The 20,798-nt window shown below is 62.1% G+C and carries 21 protein-coding genes; 13 read left to right on the top strand and 8 right to left on the bottom strand.

Translation table 11 applies throughout. From position 1 onward, the window contains the following. The first annotated feature begins 296 nt into the window (after positions 1-296). The 5 genes from uvrA (at position 297) to JQ628_RS04740 (ending at position 6,765) form a co-directional block, all read left to right on the top strand. Positions 297-3,266, top strand: a complete 2,970-nt coding sequence (uvrA, locus tag JQ628_RS04760) for an excinuclease ABC subunit UvrA (protein WP_212220036.1) — start codon at positions 297-299, stop codon at positions 3,264-3,266. A 24-nt stretch (positions 3,267-3,290) separates the two neighbouring features. Beyond that, positions 3,291-4,328 (top strand): hypothetical protein, encoded by a 1,038-nt coding sequence (locus tag JQ628_RS04755; RefSeq protein WP_212220033.1) that lies wholly within the window; start codon positions 3,291-3,293, stop codon positions 4,326-4,328. 163 nt (positions 4,329-4,491) lie between these two features. Further along, positions 4,492-5,055 carry a DinB family protein gene (locus JQ628_RS04750; RefSeq protein WP_212220030.1) on the top strand — a complete coding sequence of 188 codons (564 nt, stop codon included), beginning with the start codon at positions 4,492-4,494 and terminating at the stop codon, positions 5,053-5,055. Positions 5,056-5,143: 88 nt separating this feature from the next. Then, entirely contained in the window at positions 5,144-6,118 is a 975-nt protein-coding gene (locus JQ628_RS04745; protein ID WP_212220028.1) for a c-type cytochrome, read from the top strand. Between the two features lie 11 nt (positions 6,119-6,129). After that, positions 6,130-6,765: an HAD hydrolase-like protein gene (locus tag JQ628_RS04740; protein ID WP_212220025.1), complete on the top strand. Its 636-nt coding sequence runs from the start codon at positions 6,130-6,132 to the stop codon at positions 6,763-6,765. A gap of 110 nt (positions 6,766-6,875) precedes the next feature. Here JQ628_RS04740 and JQ628_RS04735 read toward each other — a convergent pair whose 3' ends face one another. The 3 genes from JQ628_RS04735 to JQ628_RS04725 form a co-directional block, all read right to left on the bottom strand. After that, positions 6,876-7,658 carry an AAA family ATPase gene (locus tag JQ628_RS04735; RefSeq protein ID WP_212220022.1) on the bottom strand — a complete coding sequence of 261 codons (783 nt, stop codon included), beginning with the start codon at positions 7,656-7,658 and terminating at the stop codon, positions 6,876-6,878. Positions 7,659-8,474: 816 nt separating this feature from the next. Next, positions 8,475-9,350, bottom strand: coding sequence for a PCC domain-containing protein (locus JQ628_RS04730; protein ID WP_212220020.1), 876 nt, complete (start codon positions 9,348-9,350; stop codon positions 8,475-8,477). Positions 9,351-9,353: 3 nt separating this feature from the next. Next, complete coding sequence (locus JQ628_RS04725) at positions 9,354-10,955, bottom strand: acyl-CoA synthetase (RefSeq protein ID WP_212221104.1); 1,602 nt, start codon at positions 10,953-10,955, stop codon at positions 9,354-9,356. Between the two features lie 143 nt (positions 10,956-11,098). Here JQ628_RS04725 and JQ628_RS04720 point away from each other — a divergent pair, with 143 nt between their 5' ends. Next, complete coding sequence (locus tag JQ628_RS04720) at positions 11,099-11,428, top strand: hypothetical protein (protein WP_212220017.1); 330 nt, start codon at positions 11,099-11,101, stop codon at positions 11,426-11,428. 58 nt (positions 11,429-11,486) lie between these two features. Here JQ628_RS04720 and JQ628_RS04715 read toward each other — a convergent pair whose 3' ends face one another. Next, complete coding sequence (locus JQ628_RS04715; RefSeq protein ID WP_212220014.1) at positions 11,487-11,963, bottom strand: Lrp/AsnC family transcriptional regulator; 477 nt, start codon at positions 11,961-11,963, stop codon at positions 11,487-11,489. A 153-nt stretch (positions 11,964-12,116) separates the two neighbouring features. Further along, positions 12,117-12,521 carry an SPW repeat protein gene (locus tag JQ628_RS04710; RefSeq protein ID WP_212220011.1) on the bottom strand — a complete coding sequence of 135 codons (405 nt, stop codon included), beginning with the start codon at positions 12,519-12,521 and terminating at the stop codon, positions 12,117-12,119. 170 nt (positions 12,522-12,691) lie between these two features. Here JQ628_RS04710 and JQ628_RS04705 point away from each other — a divergent pair, with 170 nt between their 5' ends. Continuing rightward, positions 12,692-12,970, top strand: coding sequence for a GNAT family N-acetyltransferase (locus tag JQ628_RS04705; protein WP_212220008.1), 279 nt, complete (start codon positions 12,692-12,694; stop codon positions 12,968-12,970). Positions 12,971-13,054: 84 nt separating this feature from the next. Then, the gene (locus tag JQ628_RS04700; protein ID WP_212220006.1) at positions 13,055-13,327 is read left to right on the top strand and encodes a GNAT family N-acetyltransferase; all 273 of its coding nucleotides are present in this window, start codon (positions 13,055-13,057) and stop codon (positions 13,325-13,327) included. 36 nt (positions 13,328-13,363) lie between these two features. Here the strand turns inward: JQ628_RS04700 and JQ628_RS04695 are convergent, their stop codons facing one another. Both JQ628_RS04695 and JQ628_RS04690 read right to left on the bottom strand, forming a co-directional pair. Continuing rightward, entirely contained in the window at positions 13,364-14,152 is a 789-nt protein-coding gene (locus JQ628_RS04695; RefSeq protein ID WP_212220002.1) for a fumarylacetoacetate hydrolase family protein, read from the bottom strand. Positions 14,153-14,242: 90 nt separating this feature from the next. After that, positions 14,243-14,626, bottom strand: a complete 384-nt coding sequence (locus JQ628_RS04690; protein WP_212219999.1) for a DUF3597 domain-containing protein — start codon at positions 14,624-14,626, stop codon at positions 14,243-14,245. A gap of 319 nt (positions 14,627-14,945) precedes the next feature. On the opposite strand from JQ628_RS04690, the gene JQ628_RS04685 reads away from it, so the two are divergent. Further along, a complete protein-coding gene (locus JQ628_RS04685; RefSeq protein ID WP_212219996.1) occupies positions 14,946-15,854 on the top strand; it encodes a DUF2189 domain-containing protein in 909 nt (302 codons plus the stop codon). 199 nt (positions 15,855-16,053) lie between these two features. Further along, entirely contained in the window at positions 16,054-16,869 is an 816-nt protein-coding gene (locus tag JQ628_RS04680; protein WP_212219993.1) for a lytic murein transglycosylase, read from the top strand. Positions 16,870-16,919: 50 nt separating this feature from the next. Here JQ628_RS04680 and JQ628_RS04675 read toward each other — a convergent pair whose 3' ends face one another. After that, positions 16,920-17,315 carry a hypothetical protein gene (locus JQ628_RS04675; protein WP_249127484.1) on the bottom strand — a complete coding sequence of 132 codons (396 nt, stop codon included), beginning with the start codon at positions 17,313-17,315 and terminating at the stop codon, positions 16,920-16,922. Between the two features lie 593 nt (positions 17,316-17,908). Between JQ628_RS04675 and JQ628_RS04670 the strand changes: the two genes are divergently transcribed. From JQ628_RS04670 to JQ628_RS04660, 3 genes are all read left to right on the top strand, one after another. After that, the gene (locus JQ628_RS04670; RefSeq protein ID WP_212219991.1) at positions 17,909-18,061 is read left to right on the top strand and encodes a DUF1127 domain-containing protein; all 153 of its coding nucleotides are present in this window, start codon (positions 17,909-17,911) and stop codon (positions 18,059-18,061) included. 114 nt (positions 18,062-18,175) lie between these two features. Continuing rightward, positions 18,176-19,609 carry a methylenetetrahydrofolate--tRNA-(uracil(54)-C(5))-methyltransferase (FADH(2)-oxidizing) TrmFO gene (trmFO, locus tag JQ628_RS04665; protein WP_212221100.1) on the top strand — a complete coding sequence of 478 codons (1,434 nt, stop codon included), beginning with the start codon at positions 18,176-18,178 and terminating at the stop codon, positions 19,607-19,609. 7 nt (positions 19,610-19,616) lie between these two features. Beyond that, on the top strand, positions 19,617-20,720 hold the full coding sequence (locus tag JQ628_RS04660; RefSeq protein ID WP_212219989.1) for an AMP-binding enzyme: 1,104 nt from the start codon (positions 19,617-19,619) through the stop codon (positions 20,718-20,720). The last annotated feature ends 78 nt before the right edge of the window (positions 20,721-20,798 follow it).

The raw sequence follows: 20,798 nt of genomic DNA, 5'->3' as shown, positions 1-20,798 counted from the left end.
GGAATGACGAAGGCCGGCCTCGCGCCGGCCTTTTCATTTGTTTGTTCCATCAGCGCCGCTGACACCTGCTGCCAGTAAAAGTGCCTTCAAAACAAACCGTTGATGATTCGCAGGCCGCACTGGAAATCATCTCCCGTTCTTCCTACGTTCCGATATCATCACTCCATTGGCGTCTGATCCCGGATTTTCCCGGCGATGCGCGCCAAGCATGATCGGAAAAAGCGGGCACCGGTTTTCCGGCAAGATCATGCTCAAACAAACAACAGCGGCCGTCAGGCGCGCCTGGGAATGCCGATATGGATGAAATACTCCGCGCCAAACGCCACCAGAATGCGTCCGCAACGCGCGCGATCACCATCCGCGGCGCGCGCGAGCACAATCTGAAAAACATCGACGTCGAGATTCCCCGCGACAAGCTCGTGGTGTTCACCGGCCTTTCCGGCTCCGGCAAATCCTCGCTCGCCTTCGACACCATCTATGCCGAGGGACAGCGCCGCTATGTCGAGTCGCTCTCCGCCTATGCGCGCCAGTTCCTGGAGATGATGCAGAAGCCGGACGTCGACCAGATCGATGGCCTGTCGCCCGCCATCTCGATCGAGCAGAAGACGACGTCGAAGAACCCCCGCTCCACCGTCGGCACCGTCACCGAGATCTACGACTACATGCGCCTGCTCTGGGCCCGCGTCGGCGTGCCCTATTCGCCCGCCACGGGCCTGCCGATCGAGAGCCAGATCGTCTCGCAAATGGTCGACCGCGTGCTGGCCCTGCCCGAGGGGACGCGCCTCTATCTGCTCGCCCCAGTCGTGCGCGGCCGCAAGGGCGAGTACAAGAAGGAACTCGCCGAATACCTCAAGAAGGGTTTTCAGCGGGTCAAGATCGACGGCACCTTCTACGAGCTGTCCGACGCGCCGTCGCTCGACAAAAAATTTCCGCACGACATTGACGTGGTGGTCGACCGCATCGTGGTGCGTCCGGATCTTGCCCAGCGCCTCGCCGAAAGCTTTGAGACCGCGCTGAAGCTCGCCGAGGGCCTCGCCGTCATCGAATACGCCGACGCGCCGGCCGCCGCCACCGAGGACAAGAAGAAGACCGCAAAGATCCACGACAAGAGCGGCCCCGAGCGCATCCTGTTCTCGGAAAAATTCGCCTGCCCGGTCTCCGGCTTCACCATCCCCGAGATCGAGCCGCGGCTGTTTTCCTTCAACAACCCCTATGGCGCCTGCCCCGCCTGCGGCGGCCTCGGCGTCGAACAGCACATCGACGAGGACCTCGTCATCTCGGACAAGGAGCTGACCTTGCGCAAGGGCGCGATCTCGCCCTGGGCAAAGTCGTCCTCGCCCTATTACTTGCAGACACTGACCGCGCTGGCAAAGCACTACAAGTTCACGCTCGACACCAAGTGGAAGGATCTGCCGAAGAAGGTCCAGCAGGTGCTGCTGCACGGCTCCGGCGAGGAGGACATCAAGTTCTCCTACGAAGACGGCGTGCGCTCCTACGACACCAAAAAGCCGTTCGAGGGCGTGATCACCAACATCAACCGCCGCTACCGCGAGACCGAGAGCGAGTGGGCGCGCGAGGAGCTGGCAAAGTATTTTTCCGACATTCCCTGCGAGGCCTGCCACGGCCACCGCCTCAAACCCGAGGCGCTCTGCGTCAAGATCGGCGGCAAGCATATCGGCGAGATTTCAGAGCTTTCAGTCAAGCGCGCCGGCGAATGGTTCGAGAGCGTGCCTGAAGCGCTCAACGCCCAGCAGAACGAGATCGCCGCCCGCGTGCTGAAGGAGATCCGCGAGCGCCTCTCCTTCCTGCTCGACGTCGGCCTCAATTATCTGACGCTCTCGCGCTCGTCCGGCACGCTGTCCGGCGGCGAAAGCCAGCGCATCCGCCTCGCATCGCAGATCGGCTCGGGGCTGACCGGTGTGCTCTACGTGCTGGACGAGCCCTCGATCGGCCTGCACCAGCGCGACAACGCGCGCCTGCTGGAAACGCTGAAGCGGCTGCGCGACCTCGGCAATACCGTCATCGTCGTCGAACACGATGAGGACGCCATTCGCCTTGCCGACTACGTCCTCGACATCGGTCCCGGCGCCGGCATGCATGGCGGCAACATCGTCGCCGAAGGCACGCCGCAAGACATCATGCGCGATCCCAATTCGCTGACCGGAAAATATCTCACCGGCGAATTGAACGTGGCGATCCCCGAGCGGCGCCCGCCGAACCACCGCCGCACCATCAAGGTGGTGAACGCGCGCGGCAATAACCTGAAAAACGTCTCGGCCGAAATCCCGCTCGGCCTGTTCACCTGCGTGACCGGCGTCTCCGGCGGCGGCAAGTCGACGCTCCTCATCGACACGCTCTACCGCGCCATCGCGCGAAAACTGAACAACGCCAGCGAAGGCGCCGCCCCGCACGACCGCATCGAGGGCCTCGAGCACATCGACAAGATCATCGACATCGACCAGTCGCCGATCGGCCGCACCCCGCGTTCGAACCCGGCGACCTATACCGGCGCCTTCACGCCGATCCGCGAATGGTTCGCGGGCCTGCCCGAAGCCAAGGCGCGCGGCTACGAGCCCGGCCGCTTCTCCTTCAACGTCAAGGGCGGCCGCTGCGAGGCCTGCCAGGGCGACGGCGTCATCAAGATCGAGATGCACTTTCTGCCCGACGTCTACGTCACCTGCGACACCTGCAAGGGCAAGCGCTACAACCGCGAGACGCTGGAAGTCCTGTTCAAGGGCAAGAGCATCGCCGACGTGCTCGACATGACCGTGGAAGAGGCCGCCGAGTTCTTCAAGGCCGTCCCGCGCGTCCGCGAAACATTCCGGACGCTGCACCGCGTCGGCCTCGACTACATCCATGTCGGCCAGCAGGCCACCACCCTCTCCGGCGGCGAAGCGCAGCGCGTCAAACTTGCCAAGGAATTGTCAAAGCGCGCCACCGGCCGCACGCTCTACATTCTGGACGAGCCGACCACCGGTCTGCACTTCCACGACGTCAAGAAACTGCTGGAAGTGCTGCACGAACTGGTCGCCCAGGGCAACACGGTGGTGGTGATCGAGCACAATCTCGAAGTCATCAAGACCGCCGACTGGGTCATCGACCTCGGCCCCGAAGGCGGCGACGGCGGCGGCGAAATCGTCGCCTGGGGCCCGCCGGAAGACATCGTGAAGGCGCCGCGGAGCTACACGGGCAAGTTCCTGGCCCCGGTGCTGAAGAAGGTCGCGCCGCGGAAGAAGAGCAGCGGGGCGAGCGAGGCGGCGGAGTGACGAGTTATGCCTAGCATGCCAGCAATGGATGGAAAGATCGTCGCGGCTCCTCACATAGTTATTTTAGGGGCGGGCGCGAGCATTGCTGCTTACCATGACTGGGGCAAGATTGGTCCAGCACTTCCTTCTATGCTTAATTTGATCGACCTGCTGTCCCTACGAACTGACGTAAGCGCGGCCGGATACGATCCCAATCTGACGAACTTTGAGTTGCTCTATGACGAACTGGCATCAACTGGGAAGAACGAAGAGCTTCGCAAGCTGATCGAAAGCCGCGTCTACGAATATTTCTCAACCCTTTCACTTCCAGAAGCACCAACGATTTACGACTATCTCGTCTTGTCGCTTAGAGAAAAGGATACCATTGCAAGTTTCAATTGGGATCCATTTTTACTTCAAGCTTATCAACGAAATGAATGCGTGTCGAAGATACGACGACCTCGCATTTGCTTCTTGCACGGGAACGTTAAGATAGGAATTTGCGAAGCTGACCGCATCTCCGGCGTCAATGGCAACAAATGCTCGAAATGCAACAAGTTTTTTGAACCATCAAAATTGTTGTATCCCGTGCAGCACAAAGACTATTCAACCGACATTTTTATTAAGAGCGAGTGGGATGCGCTTCGATACGCGCTTAGCTATGGCTACTATCTTACGATCTTCGGTTATAGTGCTCCAAAGACTGACGTCGAAGCTCGTCAACTTATGCTAACCGATTGGAAAAAGAACCCAACGTTGGAGCTAGCCGAGGTAGATATTATTGATATCAAGCCGAAGGATGAACTAGAGGAAAATTGGCAGGAGTTCTTTGTAAGCCATCATTACGGAATTCAAACGGACATCCATAACAGCTATCTTTTCCAGCACCCGAGGCGCAGTTGCGACGCTTTTGCGGCGGCTACGTTGATGTTGGACCCTTGGCACGACAATCCGTTTCCTCGCTTCAAAACGCTAAGAGAATTGCAAGACTGGGTTAAGCCGTTGGTCGACGAAGAAGCGAAGGTTCAATCCGAAAAGTTAGCCTTTTCGGGCGATCCGGTTCTTCCAAACAAGCGAACTTAGCAAGCGGGTAGCAGTTCGTAGAGCCTATACCGAGGGCTTAATCTCCCGCTCTTTGTGCAGCATCGGCGGATTAGGCTCCGCCAATCCGTCTTACTCCTTCCGCGGTCGCCGACTATTTGAAGCACACCAATCGACGAACGATTAGGTCCAAAGGAGAGCAATTTTGCCGGCCAGCCTCGTCCAGACCTACCGCGCATTCGCCCACAACAATGCCTGGGCGAACCATCGGCTGCTCACCGCCTGCGCCGCGTTGAGCCAACCGGATTTCGAAGCTGCGCGCACCGGCTTCTTTCCGAGCTTGCAGCTTACGCTGAACCACATCTACATCATCGACCTCTTCTACGTCGATGCGCTGGAGGGTGGATGGCTCGGGCCGGCCGCCTTTGCGAACGACGTGCCGTATCCGTCCACTGCCGGGCTAAAGTCCGCGCAAGCCGCGATCGACCGGCGTTTGATCGCCCTGTGCGACGCGCTGACACCGGACCTCCTCGACGGATTCGTACGCGTCAACCGCGACACGCGAGTCCAGACCGAGCGCCGCGATCGCCTGCTGATGCATCTCTTCCAGCACCAGATTCATCATCGCGGACAGGCGCACGCCATGCTCTCGGAAACCAACGTGCCGCCGCCTCAGCTCGACGAATTCTTTGCCGAGGGGGAAGCACCGTTACGGGCCGCCGAGTTCGCCGAACTCGGCTGGACCGAGGGCAGCGTTTGGCGATCGTGAGTTCGTCTTTCGGGAAAATTAGGAATTCGGCTTCACGTTCCGCATAGTGACGCCCCGACCACAAACCACGCACTTCAACGAGGCCGCCATGCGGATTTGCCTTTTTGCTTCCGGCCTCCTGACGCTCATCGCCCTCCCGGCTTCAGCCCAGCAGCCGGCCAGCCCCATCCCCTGGACCATGCCGGAAGTCAGCGCGTTGCCCCGGGATGCACGGGGCCAGTTGATCCGCGACGGCCGCGATCTGGTGCTGGCAACCTACGCGCATATCGGCCCCAACGTGGCCGATCCCGCAAAACGCTTTTCCGGCAACAATCTCGCCTGCACCAATTGCCACCTCGACGCGGGCACCAAGAAATTCGGCCTGCCGCTGTTCGGCATCTACGGCGACTTCCCCGCCTACAGTGCGCGCACAGGCGGTCCGATCAGCATCGAGGACCGCCTCAATAGCTGCATGACCCGCAGCATGAACGGCCGCGCCATGCCGAACGATGCCCCTGAAATGCGAGCGCTCGTGGCCTATGTCGAATTCCTGTCCACCGGCGTGCCGGCGGGTCAGCAATTGCCGGGCCTTGGCGCCGGCAAGATGAAGGAGTTGACGCGCGCGGCCGATCCCGAACGGGGCCGCGTGGTTTATATCAGCTCCTGCGCCGCCTGCCATAACACCGACGGCTCCGGCATCCTGAGGGATCGCGGCGCGCCGCAACTCGGTTACATGATTCCGCCGCTGTGGGGGCCCGGCAGCTACAATGACGGCGCCGGCATGGCGCGCCTCATCAACTTTGCCAACTTCGTCCACTTCAACATGCCGCACGGCGCCGACTATCTGAATCCGCAATTGACGGCCGAGCAGGCCTGGGACGTCGCGGCCTTTGTGCTTTCCCACCCGAGACCTCAACGCGCCGGCCTCGCAAAGGATTTTCCCGATCTGCTCGACAAGCCGGTCGACGCTCCCTACGGGCCCTATGCCGATGGTTTCAGCGAGAAGCAGCACAAATACGGACCGTTCGGTCCGATCCGCGACGCGATCGAGCGGCTGAAGTCAGTCGCCAATCGGAAACCGTAAACGGGGGCGTGATGCCTTACTCGCTCGTCATCTTCGACCTCGACGGCACGCTGGCTGACAGCTTTCCGTGGTTCCTGCGCAACGTCAACGATGTCGCCGATCGCTTCCGTTTTAACCGCATCAAGGACGAGGACGTTCAATCGCTGCGGCACGCCGGCTCCCGCGAGATTCTCAAGCGCCTGAACGTGCCGCTATGGAAGCTGCCTTCCATCGCCCGGCACATGCAGCGGATGAAGGCCGAACAGCTCGCCGACATCCCGCTGTTTCCGGGCACGGAGGCGATGCTGCGGACGCTGTACGATAACGGCCTCACGCTCGTGCTCGTCAGCTCCGACAACGAAGCCAATGCGCGCCGTCAGCTCGGCGAGACGGCGGGCCTGTTCGCGCACTTCGACTGCGGCGCCTCGCTGTTCGGCAAGGCTGCAAAATTCCGCCGCGTCCTGAAGCGCACCGGCGTGGCCCCACCGCAGGTGATCTCGATCGGTGACGAACTCCGCGACATCGAAGCCGCCCGCGCCGCCGGCATCGCCTGCGGCGCCGTGATGTGGGGCTCCGCCGCGCCGGAAGCGCTGCGGGCGCTCGGGCCGGATATGGTGTTCGAGCGGATGGAAGACGTGGCGAGACTTGTCGTCGAAACGCGACGGTAGCGTCTGAGCGTCATTGCGAGCGAAGCGAAGCAATCCATCGTGCCGCTGGCGAAGCATGGATTGCTTCGTCGCTGTCGCTCCTCGCAATGACGGGGCGGCGACGGTGTCATTCATTCCTCAAACACCGCCTCCACAAACCCCTTCGGATCATCGCAAAACTCGCGCATCACCCTGAAATGATCCGTATCCTTCACACTCACCGGCTCCAGCCCGTATTTCGTCAGCCGCAGCAGCCGCGCGCCCGGATAGGCCATCAGCATCGGCGCGTGCGTCGCCATGATGATTTGGCAATGGCCGATCTCTTCCATCCGACGCATCAGTTTCAGGAATTCCATCTGGCGCGCGGGCGAGAGCGCAGACTCCGGCTCGTCGAAAATGAAGATGCCCTGGCGCTGGCAACGCTCCTCGAAGAAGCGCAAAAAGCCCTCGCCGTGCGAGTGCGAGAGGAAGTCCGGAGGCACCCCGCCTGGAACGTTAGGAATTTCCTCCGTATTGACTTCGTCCAGATATCGCGCGACCGAAAAGAAGCTTTCGGCTCGAAAGAACCATCCATTGGTAATTTTCGGCAACCAGCTTGCGCGAAGCGCGGAGGACAATTCTCCACCCATCTCCTCCAGCGCATTGGAGTGGTCGACCGTCCGGTAGCCCTTGCCGCCGCCGGCCTCGTCAAATCCGGCGAGCACCGCGATCCCCTCCAGTAGCGTGGATTTTCCCGTCCCGTTCTCGCCGACGATGATCGTGAAGGCGTGGTCGAAATCGAGCTCGAACTCGTCGCCCAGAAACGGCAGGCAGAACGGGTAGGCCCTGCGGTCGGGCACCCGCTCCGGATCGATCCAGATCCGCTTGAGGTATGGCGCCGGCATCTTGATGACGCGATTACGTTTCGAACTCATGGCTCGCTCTGGTTTTGGATGGCGGTTCCACTCTCCCAGCGGGCAATCGCGGCGTCAAGAACAAAAGAGGAACTAGGTCAACAGAACGGAGCGATGTCTGTTTATCCAGCAACTTCAAGCACTTCGTTCTGTCGGGCAAATCAGCCAAAACTTGTCCAGCCCTCGCGGCAAAAATATTTCGCTTGGTATTTCTGGAAATCAGAATTATAAGCGCTGTGTCTCATCCCCGAGAGGGGCGTTGGCCATCGTCACCACACGTTGGGATGGGATGCGGTGGACGCTTTGGCGTGGTGAATGTTCACCCGACGAAAACGTCCAAAGCGTACGGCGAAGTCGTGTGGTTCTGACGCCGCGATGCTGGCGTCAAGTTGGCGGGAAGTGTCCCGCCGGCGACGGTGACAACAAGCCCGCTCCACCGGGAAGAGCACGAAGTAAGCCGTAAAGCCATTGCGCAGGGGATGCCGGAATGCCTCCGCTTCACCTGTATGCTCGTGTGCGCCTTCTTGCTTGCGCAACTTGGCACACGAGACCGCGGGTGCAGCGCGCACCCGGCATTCCCTGCTCCCTCTGTCTTTTGAGGGAAAGGCGAATTTGCAAAACTCGGGCGAAACGCGCCGCGAGAACGAGAAGTTGCGTTTGATGTGCGAGCCGCTTCCACGCACTCACTCGTCATCATCCGCGAAGGCGGATGATCCAGTATTCCAGAGGCCGTCGTGATTGATCCGAGAAGCCGCGGCGTACTGGATGCCCCGCCTTCGCGGGGCATGACGACCGTTGCTGTTGAACGTGCTCGGCACGCACAGAGGTGACCGGGCACTAACCCCTTCCCACCTCCTCCAGCACCTCCAGTACCAGCTCCATCGTCATCAGCACCGGATTGTCGCCGCGCACCAGCCGCCCCTCGGCAAGCCCGCCGAGATAATCCACCAGCGCGATGTCGAGCTGCGCCTCCAGCGCGCCGCTTGCACCCGCGGCAACCACCCCCGCCCCGATCGCAAGCTCGGTCGCGAACGGCACGAGGCTGCTTCCATCCGCAAAGCGCGCCCCGATAATGCTGCCGACGCCGCCGCGGATGCGGGCCTGCAAAATGCCGCGCTGGCGGCAAAAGCCTTCCAGCGCGCCGGCAAAATCCTGGTTAGGCCGCAGCCGCAGCGCGAAGGCGCGCGCAGTGCCTTTGACACCCGTCGCCTCGCGCGCCACCGGGCCGAACAATTTGAACCCGGTCTCCACGTCCGGCTCCGCCAAAAACATCGCGCCGTCGACGCCGAACGCATCGACCTCAAACGGCTCGGCGACCATCGTCTCCTCGGGGAGGATATGCCCGCCATTGATGCGGCCATCGGCCTCACGCCACAGCGCGTGACAATGAAAGAACGGCGCGCCGTCCCGCATTCCCAGCGTCATTGCCCCCATCCGGATGCGCGTGACGCCGTTGGGGCGAAACGTGTCGCTGTAGAACGCGGCGTGATCGGCCGTCTTCGACAGCGCCGGCATCACATAGGCAAAGGGCGCCAGTGCCCCTGCCCGCATGTTCAACACGCCGCCGGCAAAGCCCGCATCGGCAAAGCCGCGGCGCGCAGCCTCCAGCAACGGCAGGCCTGCCTCCAGCGTGAAGGAAAAGGCGCGGCCGCGCGCCTCCACCCATTGGATGCGCTCGGGCACTGGCGGCCCCGGCTGCTCGATGCGCCGCATCGCCTAAGTGCCCGTGGCTTTGGCGATGTCAGCCAACAGTCCGCGTGCCTCAAGCTCATCGCGCACCATCCGCTTCGGAATCTTGCCGTAGCCCGATTTCGGCAACGCATCCCAGAAGAAGAAGCGTTTTGGCATCTTGTAGCGCGGCACCTTCGGCGCAAGGAACGCCGCCAACTCCGCCTCGCTCACGGGCTTTGCGCCCTCGCGCGGCACGCAGACGGCAACGCCCACCTCACCCCAGAATGGATCAGGCACGCCCAGCACGGCGACCTCGCCGATCGCGGGATGGGTGAGAATCTTCTCCTCCACCTCGCGCGGATAAATGTTGGAGCCGCCGGAGATGTACATGTCCGAGGCGCGGCCGGTGATGTAGATAAACCCTTCCTCGTCGACATGGCCGAGATCGCCGGTGCGGAACCAGCCATCGCGAAAGGCTTTCGCATTGGCTTCGGGATTGTCGTAGTAGCCGGCGAACACCGCTGGGCCGATCACGCAGATCTCGCCGGTCTCGAACGGTTTCAGCTCGCGCCCCTGATCGTCCTGGATCGACACCTGCATGCCGGCGCGTTCATAGCCGCAGGTACCGATCCGCGCCTGCGGACCGTCTTCCAGTTCATGCAACGCCGCCGGCATCACTGTGATGTTGCCGGTGACTTCACCGAGTCCAAAATATTGCACAATGACAGGCCCGAGCTTTTTCAGCGCCGCCTTCTGGTCCTCGCGATACATCGGCGCGCCGGCATAGATCACATGCCGCAGCGAGGAATGGTCGAATTTGTCGGCTGCGGGATGCTCGACCATCATCTTCAAAATCGTCGGCACGGTGAACATGTTGGCGACGCGATGCGTTTCGATCAGGCGGAACGCCTCCGCGATGTCGAACTTTTCCGTCGGCAGCAGCACCGTCGTCACGCCGCGGGCGGTCTGCACGAGCTGATGCACGCCGGCGCCGTGCGACAGCGGCGCCACCACCAGCGAGGCGTCCTGCTCGGTCACGCCGGGCGTCAGGTCGGCGAGATGGTTGGTGACGACAAAACCCATCTGGCCGTGGGTCAGTACGGCCGCCTTGGAGCGGCCGGTAGTGCCGGAGGTGAAGAAGAACCAGCAGGGATCGTCGTAGTCGACCTTCGCCTCCTGCACCGTTGCGCCTACATGCGCCGCAATAGCTTCGCCGACCGTGCGCTCGCCAAAGGTGCCGTCCTCGCCGATCCGCCAGATGAACTCGAGCGCGGGGCTGGCGGCTTTCACCGCGCCGGCATGATCGGGAAACTCGCCGTGGCACAAAAATCCCTTGGCGCCGGAAGCGCTGGAGAGATAGGCCACCTCGTCCGGCATCAGGCGAAAGTTGGTGGGCACCCACACCGCACCAAGCCGGAAGGCGGCGAACATCGAGAAGAACATCTCGTCGGTATTTTTGGAATGAACGAGAACCCGGTCGCCCTTGACGATGCCGCGCGCGGCCAGCGCCGCCGCCAGCGCCGAAACCCTGGTGTCGATCTCCCGCCAGGTCCAGGCCCGCTCGGCCCAGACGAGGCCGACGCGCTTGCCGTGGCGGCGGGCGTTTTGCGTCAGCATATAGGCAAGGTTCATGACCCGGCGGGACATCCGGTTCAGGCCGCCGCGCGGCGCGGGATTGGTGGTAGCCTCGGTCAATTCGGTCTCCCTGACTTCTTCTTGTCCGGCCGGCGGCCCTGGAACACCCTGCGCGCCGGCCCGTTGGAATTAAGCCTAGCAGTGGCGGTAGCTCAATGCCCAGTGCGACCTATGCCCTGTTCTACGACGCGATCCTGCGGGAGAAGCAGGTGGTATGCACCTATGACGGCCGCCGGCGCGAGCTCTGCCCGCACATCATCGGCAAGAACCGCAACGGCGAGGACGTGGTACTGGCCTGGCAGTTCGGCGGAAGTAGCAGCGGCCGGTTGCCGCAATGGCGCTGCCTGCGGCTGGCCCATGTCAGTTACGCCCATGCGCGCGAGGGCGACTGGCACGAAGGCGGCTCGCACCGCTCGGAGCAAACCTGCGTCAGCGCGATCGACCTCGATATCAACATCCACGTCCGCAGGCGGCGCAGAGCATGATCCGGAAAAGTGGATACCGGTTTTCCGAAAAGATCATGCTCAAAAAATAAACGGACCACTACGACATCCAGTCCGGCTCGCGCGTCGGGATTTGCGAGGTCTCCTTGTGCGACGACAGCACGATCACCGTCTCGGTGCGCTCGATGCCCGGCACGGCCTTGATGACCTTTGCCAAAAATCCTTCCAGCATGCGCGTGTTCTTCACCCGCACCTTCAGCATGTAATTCCAGAGCCCGGTGACGTGATGGATCTCCATCACGACCGCCTGGCCCGCGACCTTTCGCAGGAAGGCGCGCTCGGTCTCGGCCTTGCTCCAGGCGACATAGAGGAAGGCGAGCAGATCGTAGCCCATCGCTTCCGGCGAAATCCTGGCGTGGTAGCCCGAGATCAGCCCACGCTCGCCGAGTTTGCGGATGCGCTCATTCACAGAGGAGGCGGCGAGCCCAACGGTTGCCGCAAGCTGCGCCTGCGGAATGCGTGCGTCCTTTTGCAGGAGGTCGATCAATTCCAGATCGGTCTCGTCGATATCGGCCATGGGCTTTCGTCGGGTGGATCGGCTCTCCTACCAAGCCGAATGCCGTTCGGCAATTGCCGGAGAACCTGCGGCCCCCTTCGATTTCGCCGCTTGATCAAACACGCGCAAGCCGTCGGTCCGCTGCCGGACCGGCTGCCCGCGAGGAGCCAGGCGCTATTGCCCGTGCCTGGCGAGTTCCTGCTCGTTCAGGTCCCAGTCCTGCCAGAGCTGGAAGCCCGCCAGCAGCACGACGAGGCCGCCGAGAGTCGTGTGCCAGAGACGCAGCATCCCCTCTTCCCAATAGCCAAAGATGTAGGGCGAGACGATCAGCCACAGGCCGAGCAGGATTTCGGCCACCTCCTCCCAACGCTGCAATGCAACATACTCAAGTTGTGCCAGGCCGAACACGAGCAAACCAACGGTGAAGGTGTTGAGGACGATAAAGCTGCGTTCCGCATCCACCATCTCGTGGGGGGCTTGGGTCGGGAACCACGGCGACAGCACGATCAGCACGCCGAGCGCCATGCCAAGCCAATCCTCCCAGGTGCGATGAGTCTTGAAGAAGCTTAAATGCGACATGTAAACCTCCCTCGGAAGAGGCATACGTCGGCGGCTGGAGAGCACGACACTCCGACTGTCAGGCGACCCGTCCGGCCGCATCAGGGCGTATGTCCAGTAACTAGAACGTGTGAACGGGTTTTGTACGCACAAGACCCCGTGAGTACAATTTTGTAACCAGGATCGAACGGATGACTGACGTGATTTCCAACAATGCAGCGCAACATCGCTTCGAGCTCGAGGTCGACGGCCATATGGCCGCGGCCTACTACAAGCGCGCCGGCGACGTGATCACGTTCGAGCACACCGAAGTGCCGGCCGAACTCGGCGGCAAGGGCATCGGCTCGAAACTGGTCAAGGGCGCGCTCGACCAGGTGCGCGCGGACGGACTGAAGGTTGTCGCGCAATGCCCGTTCGTGAAGGGCTGGATCGGCAAGCATCCCGACTACGCCGACCTGCTGAAGGCGTGAGCCGGCCGCAGGTTTGCGCCCGCCGGATCGCACGCCTAGATCAGGATGGAAATTGACCTGGACGTTCAGACTGGAATTTCAGATATGGCCGCCGTTCGCGACAACAAAACCCTGAGCCGATTTGAGATGGACGTCGAGGACGCGGTGGCGTTCGCCAATTACCGCCTGACGCCTGAGGCCGTCATCATCACCCATACCGAGACCCCGCGTACGCTGCGCGGCCGCGGCGTCGCCTCCGAACTGATCAAGGGCGCTCTGGAGCTGATCCGCGCCGACGGACGCAAGGTCATCGCCGGCTGCGGATTTGTGGTGGACTATCTCTACAAGCATCCGGAGTACGCGGAGATGACCGGATGAGCTGCCGCCCCGAGTGTCCCCGGGGCGACGCGAGCGCTATACGATCTTGATCGACATGTCCGGCAGGCCTTCGATCTTGCACAGGAGCACGTCGCCCTTGACCACCGGCCCCACGTTTTCGGGGGTGCCGGAGTAGATGATGTCGCCGGCCTTCAGCTCGAACGCTTCGGAGAGCTTTGAAATCTGCTCGGCCACGCTCCAGATCATGTTTTGCAGGTTCGAGTTCTGCTTCACGTTGCCATTCACCGCGAGCGAGATCCCGCCCTTGGTAAAGTGGCCGGTCTTCGCGGCGGGATGGATCGGGCCAAGCACCGCGGAGCGGTCAAAGCTCTTGCCGATCTCCCACGGCTTTTTCTCATCCCCCATCGCCCGCTGCAAATCGCGCCGCGTCATGTCGAGACCGACGGCGTAGCCGTAGACATGATCGAGCGCCTTGTCGGCCGGAATATTGCTGCCGCCGGATTTCAGCGCAGCCACCAGCTCGACCTCGTAATGGTAATTCTTGGTCAGCGAAGGATAAGGATGATCGGCGACCGCACCGATCGAGACGTTCTGGATCGCATCCGTCGGCTTCTGGAAAAAGAACGGCGGCTCGCGGTTGGGATCAGAGCCCATTTCGCGCGAGTGGGCAGCGTAGTTGCGGCCGATGCAATAGATCCGCCGCACCGGAAACACGTCGGTCTCGCCGACAATCGGAATGGTCGTGGTGCCGACGGGAAAAAGCGCTTTCGGCCCGGCTTGCGCTTGCGCCGAAGAACTGGCCACCGCCCCTGTCAGCGCCAGCGCGCCGGTAGCCAAAATGGTCCTGCGATCGATCGTATCCATGGGTGTTCTCCCTGTTCGTTGTTCTCGTTGCATCATATACGAAAAAGGCCCGCGATCGCGCGGGCCTTTCCGGAATCTGAAAAGATCGGCTCAGTGCTTGATCTCCGGCGGCAGCTTGCCGCCGTTGGCGGCGAGCTTGGCCATCACCTGCTTGTGCAGCCAGATGTTCATGCTCGCGGAATCGTTGGTGTCGCCGCTATAGCCGAGCTCCTTGGCGAGCTCCTTGCGCGCGGAGAGGCTGGAATCGATGTCGAGCGCCTTCATCAGGTCAACGATGGAGTGCTTCCAGTCCAGCTTCTCCTTTTTGGCGGCGACCGCCGCGTCAAGGATAGGAGCAACGTCGACATTCGCCGCGGCGGGCGCGGCAGCAGCGCCGCCGCCAGCCGAAGCACCGCCTGCGGCCGCACCTCCGGCGGGGGTCGCGCTGGCCGAGCTGCCGAAGATTGAGCTCATGATTTTTCCGAAAATACTCATCGTTCGCTCCCAATGGACTTGAAGATGGCGTGGAGGTTGGCGGCGCTTTCTGTTGTTACCGGCAGCACCCGGCCGGGGTCGCGAGCGATTCTACCTCAGCACGAAGGAACTTGCCAATGTCGCATTCACTCAAGCGTGACGTCGTCGCTGTTTGGACAGACTCTCCGTTTCGGAGTATCTTGGTGGTTCAGTTCGCGACAAGGCCAGTTACGGTTTCCTGTCTGCGCCTGGTCTGATCGTGATCGTTTACGCGGGAACGGCCGAGTGCCCTTCGCGTGGGCAGAACAGCATGGCCGTTTCGTCAAGGGAGACGACGACCATGGCCACGCCATTTCAAGGAAATGTCACACATGCCGAAGCCGCGCCGGGCAGCGCGGCAGGGCCCGTCATCCGGACCATCGGCTTGTCCGATCTGCATCGCGCGTTGCAGCTCGGCTGGGAAGATTTCAAGGCTGTTCCGAGCCATGCGATCATCCTCTGCCTGATCTATCCGGTGCTCGGGCTCGTGCTGGCGCGCCTCGTGCACGGCTATTCCGTGTTGCCGCTGTTGTTTCCGCTGGCCGCGGGCTTTGCCCTGCTCGGCCCGTTCGCCGCCCTCGGCCTCTATGAGATGAGCCGACGCCGCGAGAACGGACAGCCGGCCTCGGCTTGGGATGCGATGGATGTTTTCCAGTCGCCGTCGTTCGGTGCGATGCTTGGGCTCGGCACCCTGCTGCTTGCGCTGTTCGTGGTCTGGATCATGACAGCACAGGCGGTATACACGGCCGCATTCGGCTACGAGATCGCGGCCAACATTCCCGACTTTGCAACGCGTATCCTGACCACGTCGCAAGGCTGGTGGCTGATCATCGTGGGATGTGGCGTCGGCTTCCTGTTCGCACTGGTCGCGCTGTGCGTCAGCGTGGTGTCGTTCCCGATCATGCTCGACCGCCACGCCAGTGCAGGCGAAGCGATGGTGACATCGCTGCGCGCGGTGGCGAAGAACCCGCTGCCGATGGCGGTGTGGGGTCTGATCGTCACGGTGCTGCTGGTTGCTGGATCGCTGCCGTTCTTCCTTGGGCTCGCGATCGTCATTCCCCTGCTCGGCCATGCCACCTGGCATCTCTATCGCCAGGTGATCGAGCCTGAACTCAATCCGCAGCCGCTGCCGCCCCGTCCGCCGCGCGAAAAGCGCCCGGCGGCTGATTTCCCCGCCAATTTGTTCCCCTGGCGGCGCAAGGGCGGTTGACCCGAGCTATCGAATTCTCCCGCGAGCCGCCGGTCGATGTTATCGACCGGCGGTTGGCGTATATGCACTGTTTACTCTGAATGCCCTTGTGAAGCATCGTGACGGAACCAGCCATGTTTTGGCCGCGGTTGCCGCGAACAATTTTGCTAAAGTCGCGACACCAATATCGGCAGCGTCTCGGCATGGAGCATCCATCTCGATGAAGTCCGGCTCTTCACTCAAAGTCCTCGCGCTGAGCGCGCTGCTTGCAGTATCGGCAGCGCCGGCCTTTGCGGCCGCCTGCGGCACCGGCTCGTTCGAATCCTGGCTCGAGGATTTCAAGAAGGAAGCCGCCGCAAAGGGCATTCCGCAGGCCGTGCTTGTCACCGGCCTGAACGGCGTGACGCTCGACAAGGCGGTGCTCACGCGCGATCAATCGCAAAAGGTGTTTTCGCAATCCTTCGAGGAATTTTCCGGCCGCATGGTGCCGCCGCGCCTGACGCGCGGATCCAACATGCTCAAGCAGTACGGCTCCGTGCTCAGCCGCATCGAGCAGACCTACGGCGTGCCCGGCGAGGTGCTGGTCGCGATCTGGGGACTGGAGACGGATTTTGGCGTCAACATCGGAAAATTCCCGACCATGCGCTCGCTCGCGACGCTGGCCTATGACTGTCGCCGCTCCGATCTGTTCAAGGCCGAATTGATCGATGCGCTGCGCATCGTCGAGCGCGGTGACATCGCGCCCCAGGACATGCGCGGCGCGTGGGCCGGCGAAATCGGCCAGACCCAGTTCATGCCGTCGAGCTACATGAAATTCGCCGTCGATTTCGACGGCAACGGCCGGCGCGATCTCTTCCGCAGCGTGCCCGACGTTCTCGCGTCTACCGCGAACTTCCTGGCCAGCAAGGGCTGGCAGGGCGGCAAGGACTGGGAGCCCGGCAGCGCCAATTTTGCCGTGATCAAGGAGTGGAACAAGAGCGAGGTCTACGCCAGAACAATCGGCTACTTTGCGACCCAACTCGCGCGGGCGCCGTGAGGCGCCTGGTCAGGGCCGATCGCGGCGGCGACCGGCCCCTTTGACCGGACTTACTTCGCCGGTCCGACGTGCATTGCCTTGCTGAGATGGGCTGCGCAGACACCCATTTTGCCGCTGAGCATCGCGTCCTGCGCGGCCGCAACCTCTCTCTGCGCTGCCCACCTGCTTTCGCCAAAGGCCATGGTCTCGACCATCGATTCGGCCTTCTCAAGGTTTCCTCCGCTACAGCCCGCTTGCACCTTTGCAGCATTGGCCGGATATGTTGCGTAGGCGATGACAGCCACCGCGGTGGCCGCGAGCAACTTATTGATCATGTTATTTTTCCATTTTCTGTTGTTGCGCAGCCCGGCATCATTGCCGGAATCTGCGAGGTAATAGATTCCTGATCTCCAGAAATTTTGAGAATGAACTCCGCGCGATTCGAATGTGATCGGCGCGCCGTGCAATGCCTCATGCGAAACGTATCGTTTTGATTACAAGCCCGTAACGAACACGGCTCGCGCGCAGCGGCGTTTGCAGGCGAGTATTTCGATTTGCGCGACCCAAAAGCGAATGCCGCCGCGCTCTAATGGAAGCAATGGACTGGGAGGCTGATGTCCGCGACCGCTTCACCGGCGAACGGTCCATCTCGGGGGATCACCCTGCACCTACCTAAAAGTGATTTCTAATTCATTTTATTGTGAAAAATCCCCATGCGAATCACGCATAAAAGTAACGGCTGCCGACTGGTGTGAGGGCCCACATCGCCCCCCCCAGCCTTGATTTTCGGTTCCATTTAACCATCTGAAGAGTCGGAGATCGGGACGCAGACGATTCGGCAACCCCGTAATTGTACAGGGCTTTTTGCCGCGGCGCGCCGCTCCCTGCCCGCGCTGAGGGCAACGGCGCCGAAAGGTTAAGCGTTCCTTAGCGCTGCCATGCATGGACAGATTAGCTGCATCGCAACATCGGAACTACTGCATTGCAGCAAGGTGTTCTATATTCATTTCAACGATGCAGCGCCCCGCAAAAGCTGAATCGTAACTACCAGGAGACTACCATGTTGCTCTCGCTCATCCGCCTGATCCAATCGTTCCGGGACTATCAGCGCAATCTCGCCGAACTGTCCCAGCTCAGCGATCGTGAACTGGCCGATATTGGCCTCGATCGCTCGGACATTCCGAACGTTGCGGCGGGAAACTATAAGAACTGAATTTTTTCAGCCGCCGGAATGAACGGATAACGCCCGCCTCGCGCGGGCGTTGTCGTATCCGGATATCGTCAGCGCAGGTGCAAGGTGAACGAAAACGCGCTAACCCTGCGCGCCATGACAACCCCCAAATCACTTCTTGAGCCCGTGCACATTGTCGGCGCGGGCCTGGCCGGCTCGGAAGCCGCCTGGCAGGTCGCTACTGCCGGCATTCCCGTGGTGCTGCACGAGATGCGGCCACACCGGATGACCGAGGCGCACCGCACCGAGGGGCTCGCCGAACTCGTCTGCTCCAATTCCTTCCGTTCCGATGATGCCGCCAACAACGCGGTCGGGCTGCTGCACGCCGAAATGCGGAAGCTCGGTTCGCTGATCATGCGGTCGGCCGACGCAAATCAGGTGCCGGCCGGCGGCGCACTGGCGGTCGATCGCGACGGCTTTTCGGCGGCGGTGACCCAAGCACTGGAAAATCATCCCCTGATCACGATCGACCGCACGGAGATCGCCGGACTGCCGCCGGCCGACTGGCGCAACGTGATCGTGGCTACCGGGCCCCTCACCTCGGCGCCGCTGGCCGACGCCATCCGCGCACTCTCAGGCGAAAATGCGCTCGCCTTCTTCGACGCGATCGCGCCGATCGTGCACAAGGATTCCATCGACATGTCGGTGGCCTGGTTCCAGTCGCGCTATGACAAGGTCGGGCCCGGCGGCACCGGCGCCGACTACATCAATTGCCCGATGACCAGGGAGCAGTACGACGCCTTCGTCGATGCGCTGCTTGCGGGCGAAAAGGTCGACTTCAAGGATTGGGAGACCAACACGCCCTACTTCGACGGCTGCCTGCCGGTCGAGGTGATGGCCGAGCGTGGCCGCGAGACGCTGCGGCACGGGCCGATGAAGCCGGTCGGGCTGACCAATCCGCATGATCCGACGGTCAAGCCTTACGCGATCGTGCAGCTGCGCCAGGACAACAAACTCGGCACGCTCTACAACATCGTCGGCTTTCAGACCAAGCTGAAGCATGGCGCGCAGCAGCGCGTGTTCCGCACCATTCCCGGGCTCGAGAATGCCGAATTCGCGCGGCTCGGCGGCCTGCATCGCAACACCTTCCTGAATTCGCCAAAGCTACTCGACCGGCAAATGCGGCTGCGCGCCGAGCCGCGGCTGCGCTTCGCCGGCCAGATGACCGGCTGCGAGGGCTATGTCGAGTCAGCCAGCATCGGCCTGATCACGGGCCTATACGCGGCGGCTAATGCGCGCGCGCAAGAACTTGCGCCGCCGCCTGCCACGACCGCGCTGGGATCGTTGCTCGGCCATATCACGGGCGGCCATATCGAGACTGTCGATGCAGGCCCGCGCTCGTTCCAGCCGATGAACATCAATTTCGGCCTGTTCCCGCCGCTCGCGAGTCCGCCGACCAAAAAGCCCGACGGATCGCGGCTGCGCGGCAATGAAAAGACGGTCGCCAAGAAGCAGGCAATGAGCGCCCGCGCGCTCGCCGATCTTGACCGCTGGATCGCCGATCACCTGCGTGTCGCGGCGGCCGCGTGAGCATCTGATGAGCCTGCCGAAGCATGACGCCGCGGAGCTTGCGGCACGCTGGCGTGACGGCGTGCTGCTCAAGCGCGACGTGTTTTCCATTGTCGAGCGCGGCCGGTTTCGCGTCGACGGCGGCGAGGTCGACGGCGTGCTGCGCCGGCTCGACGAGGTGCCGTGGTGGTCGTACGGGCTGGCGCTGCATCTGTTCTCCCGCGAACGGCGCGCGCTGGAGCGTGCCCGCGACCTCAATGTCGGTCCAAAATTGCTGTGGGCCGGACGGCGCGCCCTGGTGCGCGGCTTCATCGATGGCGTCGCGTTGCATCTTGCAAAGCCGCACGGCGATGCCGCCTATTTCCGATCCGCAAGACAGGCGCTGCATCGGCTGCACCGCGCGCGCATCTGCCACAACGATCTCGCCAAGGAGCAGAACTGGCTGGTCGGCCGCGACGGCCGTGCGTACCTCACGGATTTTCAGCTTGCGGCCTGCTTCTCCCGGCGAAGCTGGCTGTTCCGTGTCGCCGCCTATGAAGATTTGCGCCACATGCTCAAGCACAAGCGCAGCTACGCGCCGGAAGCGCTGACGGCGAAGGAGCGAAAGATCCTGGCGCGCAAGTCGCTGGTCGCCAGCGTCTGGCTCAAGACGGGCAAGAAGGTCTATCAGGCGATCACGCGGGGTCTGTTCAATTTCAGGGACCGTGAAGGCGGCGGCAAGCGGCTGGTCAATGATGCGCCTGTTCTGGCCGAACTGATCCGCAAAAATCCTGCCGTGCGCGATGCCGCCATCGTCGCCTTTGCCGATCGCCGCACCGGCGTCGGGCTCTATGCCTTCGTCGAGGCCGATCAGGCCTCGCTGGAACAGCAGTTGCGCGACGAGCTCACCGCCGCCAGGGGCGCAAAACCGCCGGAACATATCCAGGTGGTGCATGCGCTGCCGCGCGATGCCGCCGGCAAGCCGCGCACGGAAATCCTGCAACTCGTGGCCATGAACCAGCTCGACCTGATCGAGCCGATGATGCGCAATGATGAAGACCGCGCATTCCTGCGAGACATTCTGGAATCGCGAAAGAACCTGCGCGACCGGTTCAACTTCGAATCGGCCGACCTGAATTCGCCCGCGCGTTGACTTTCCCCATTGCGCCCAAGCCAGGCGGTATCGCCCCGCAAGGGATCGGGCTATAATTTGATTCCGGCGCGGCCCGCG

Source organism: Bradyrhizobium lablabi (genome assembly GCF_018129385.1).
In the GTDB taxonomy this organism is placed as follows: Bacteria; Pseudomonadota; Alphaproteobacteria; order Rhizobiales; family Xanthobacteraceae; genus Bradyrhizobium; species Bradyrhizobium lablabi_C.
The sequence above is the reverse complement of the archived record's forward strand: the minus strand, read 5'-3'. Positions and strand labels throughout refer to the sequence as shown.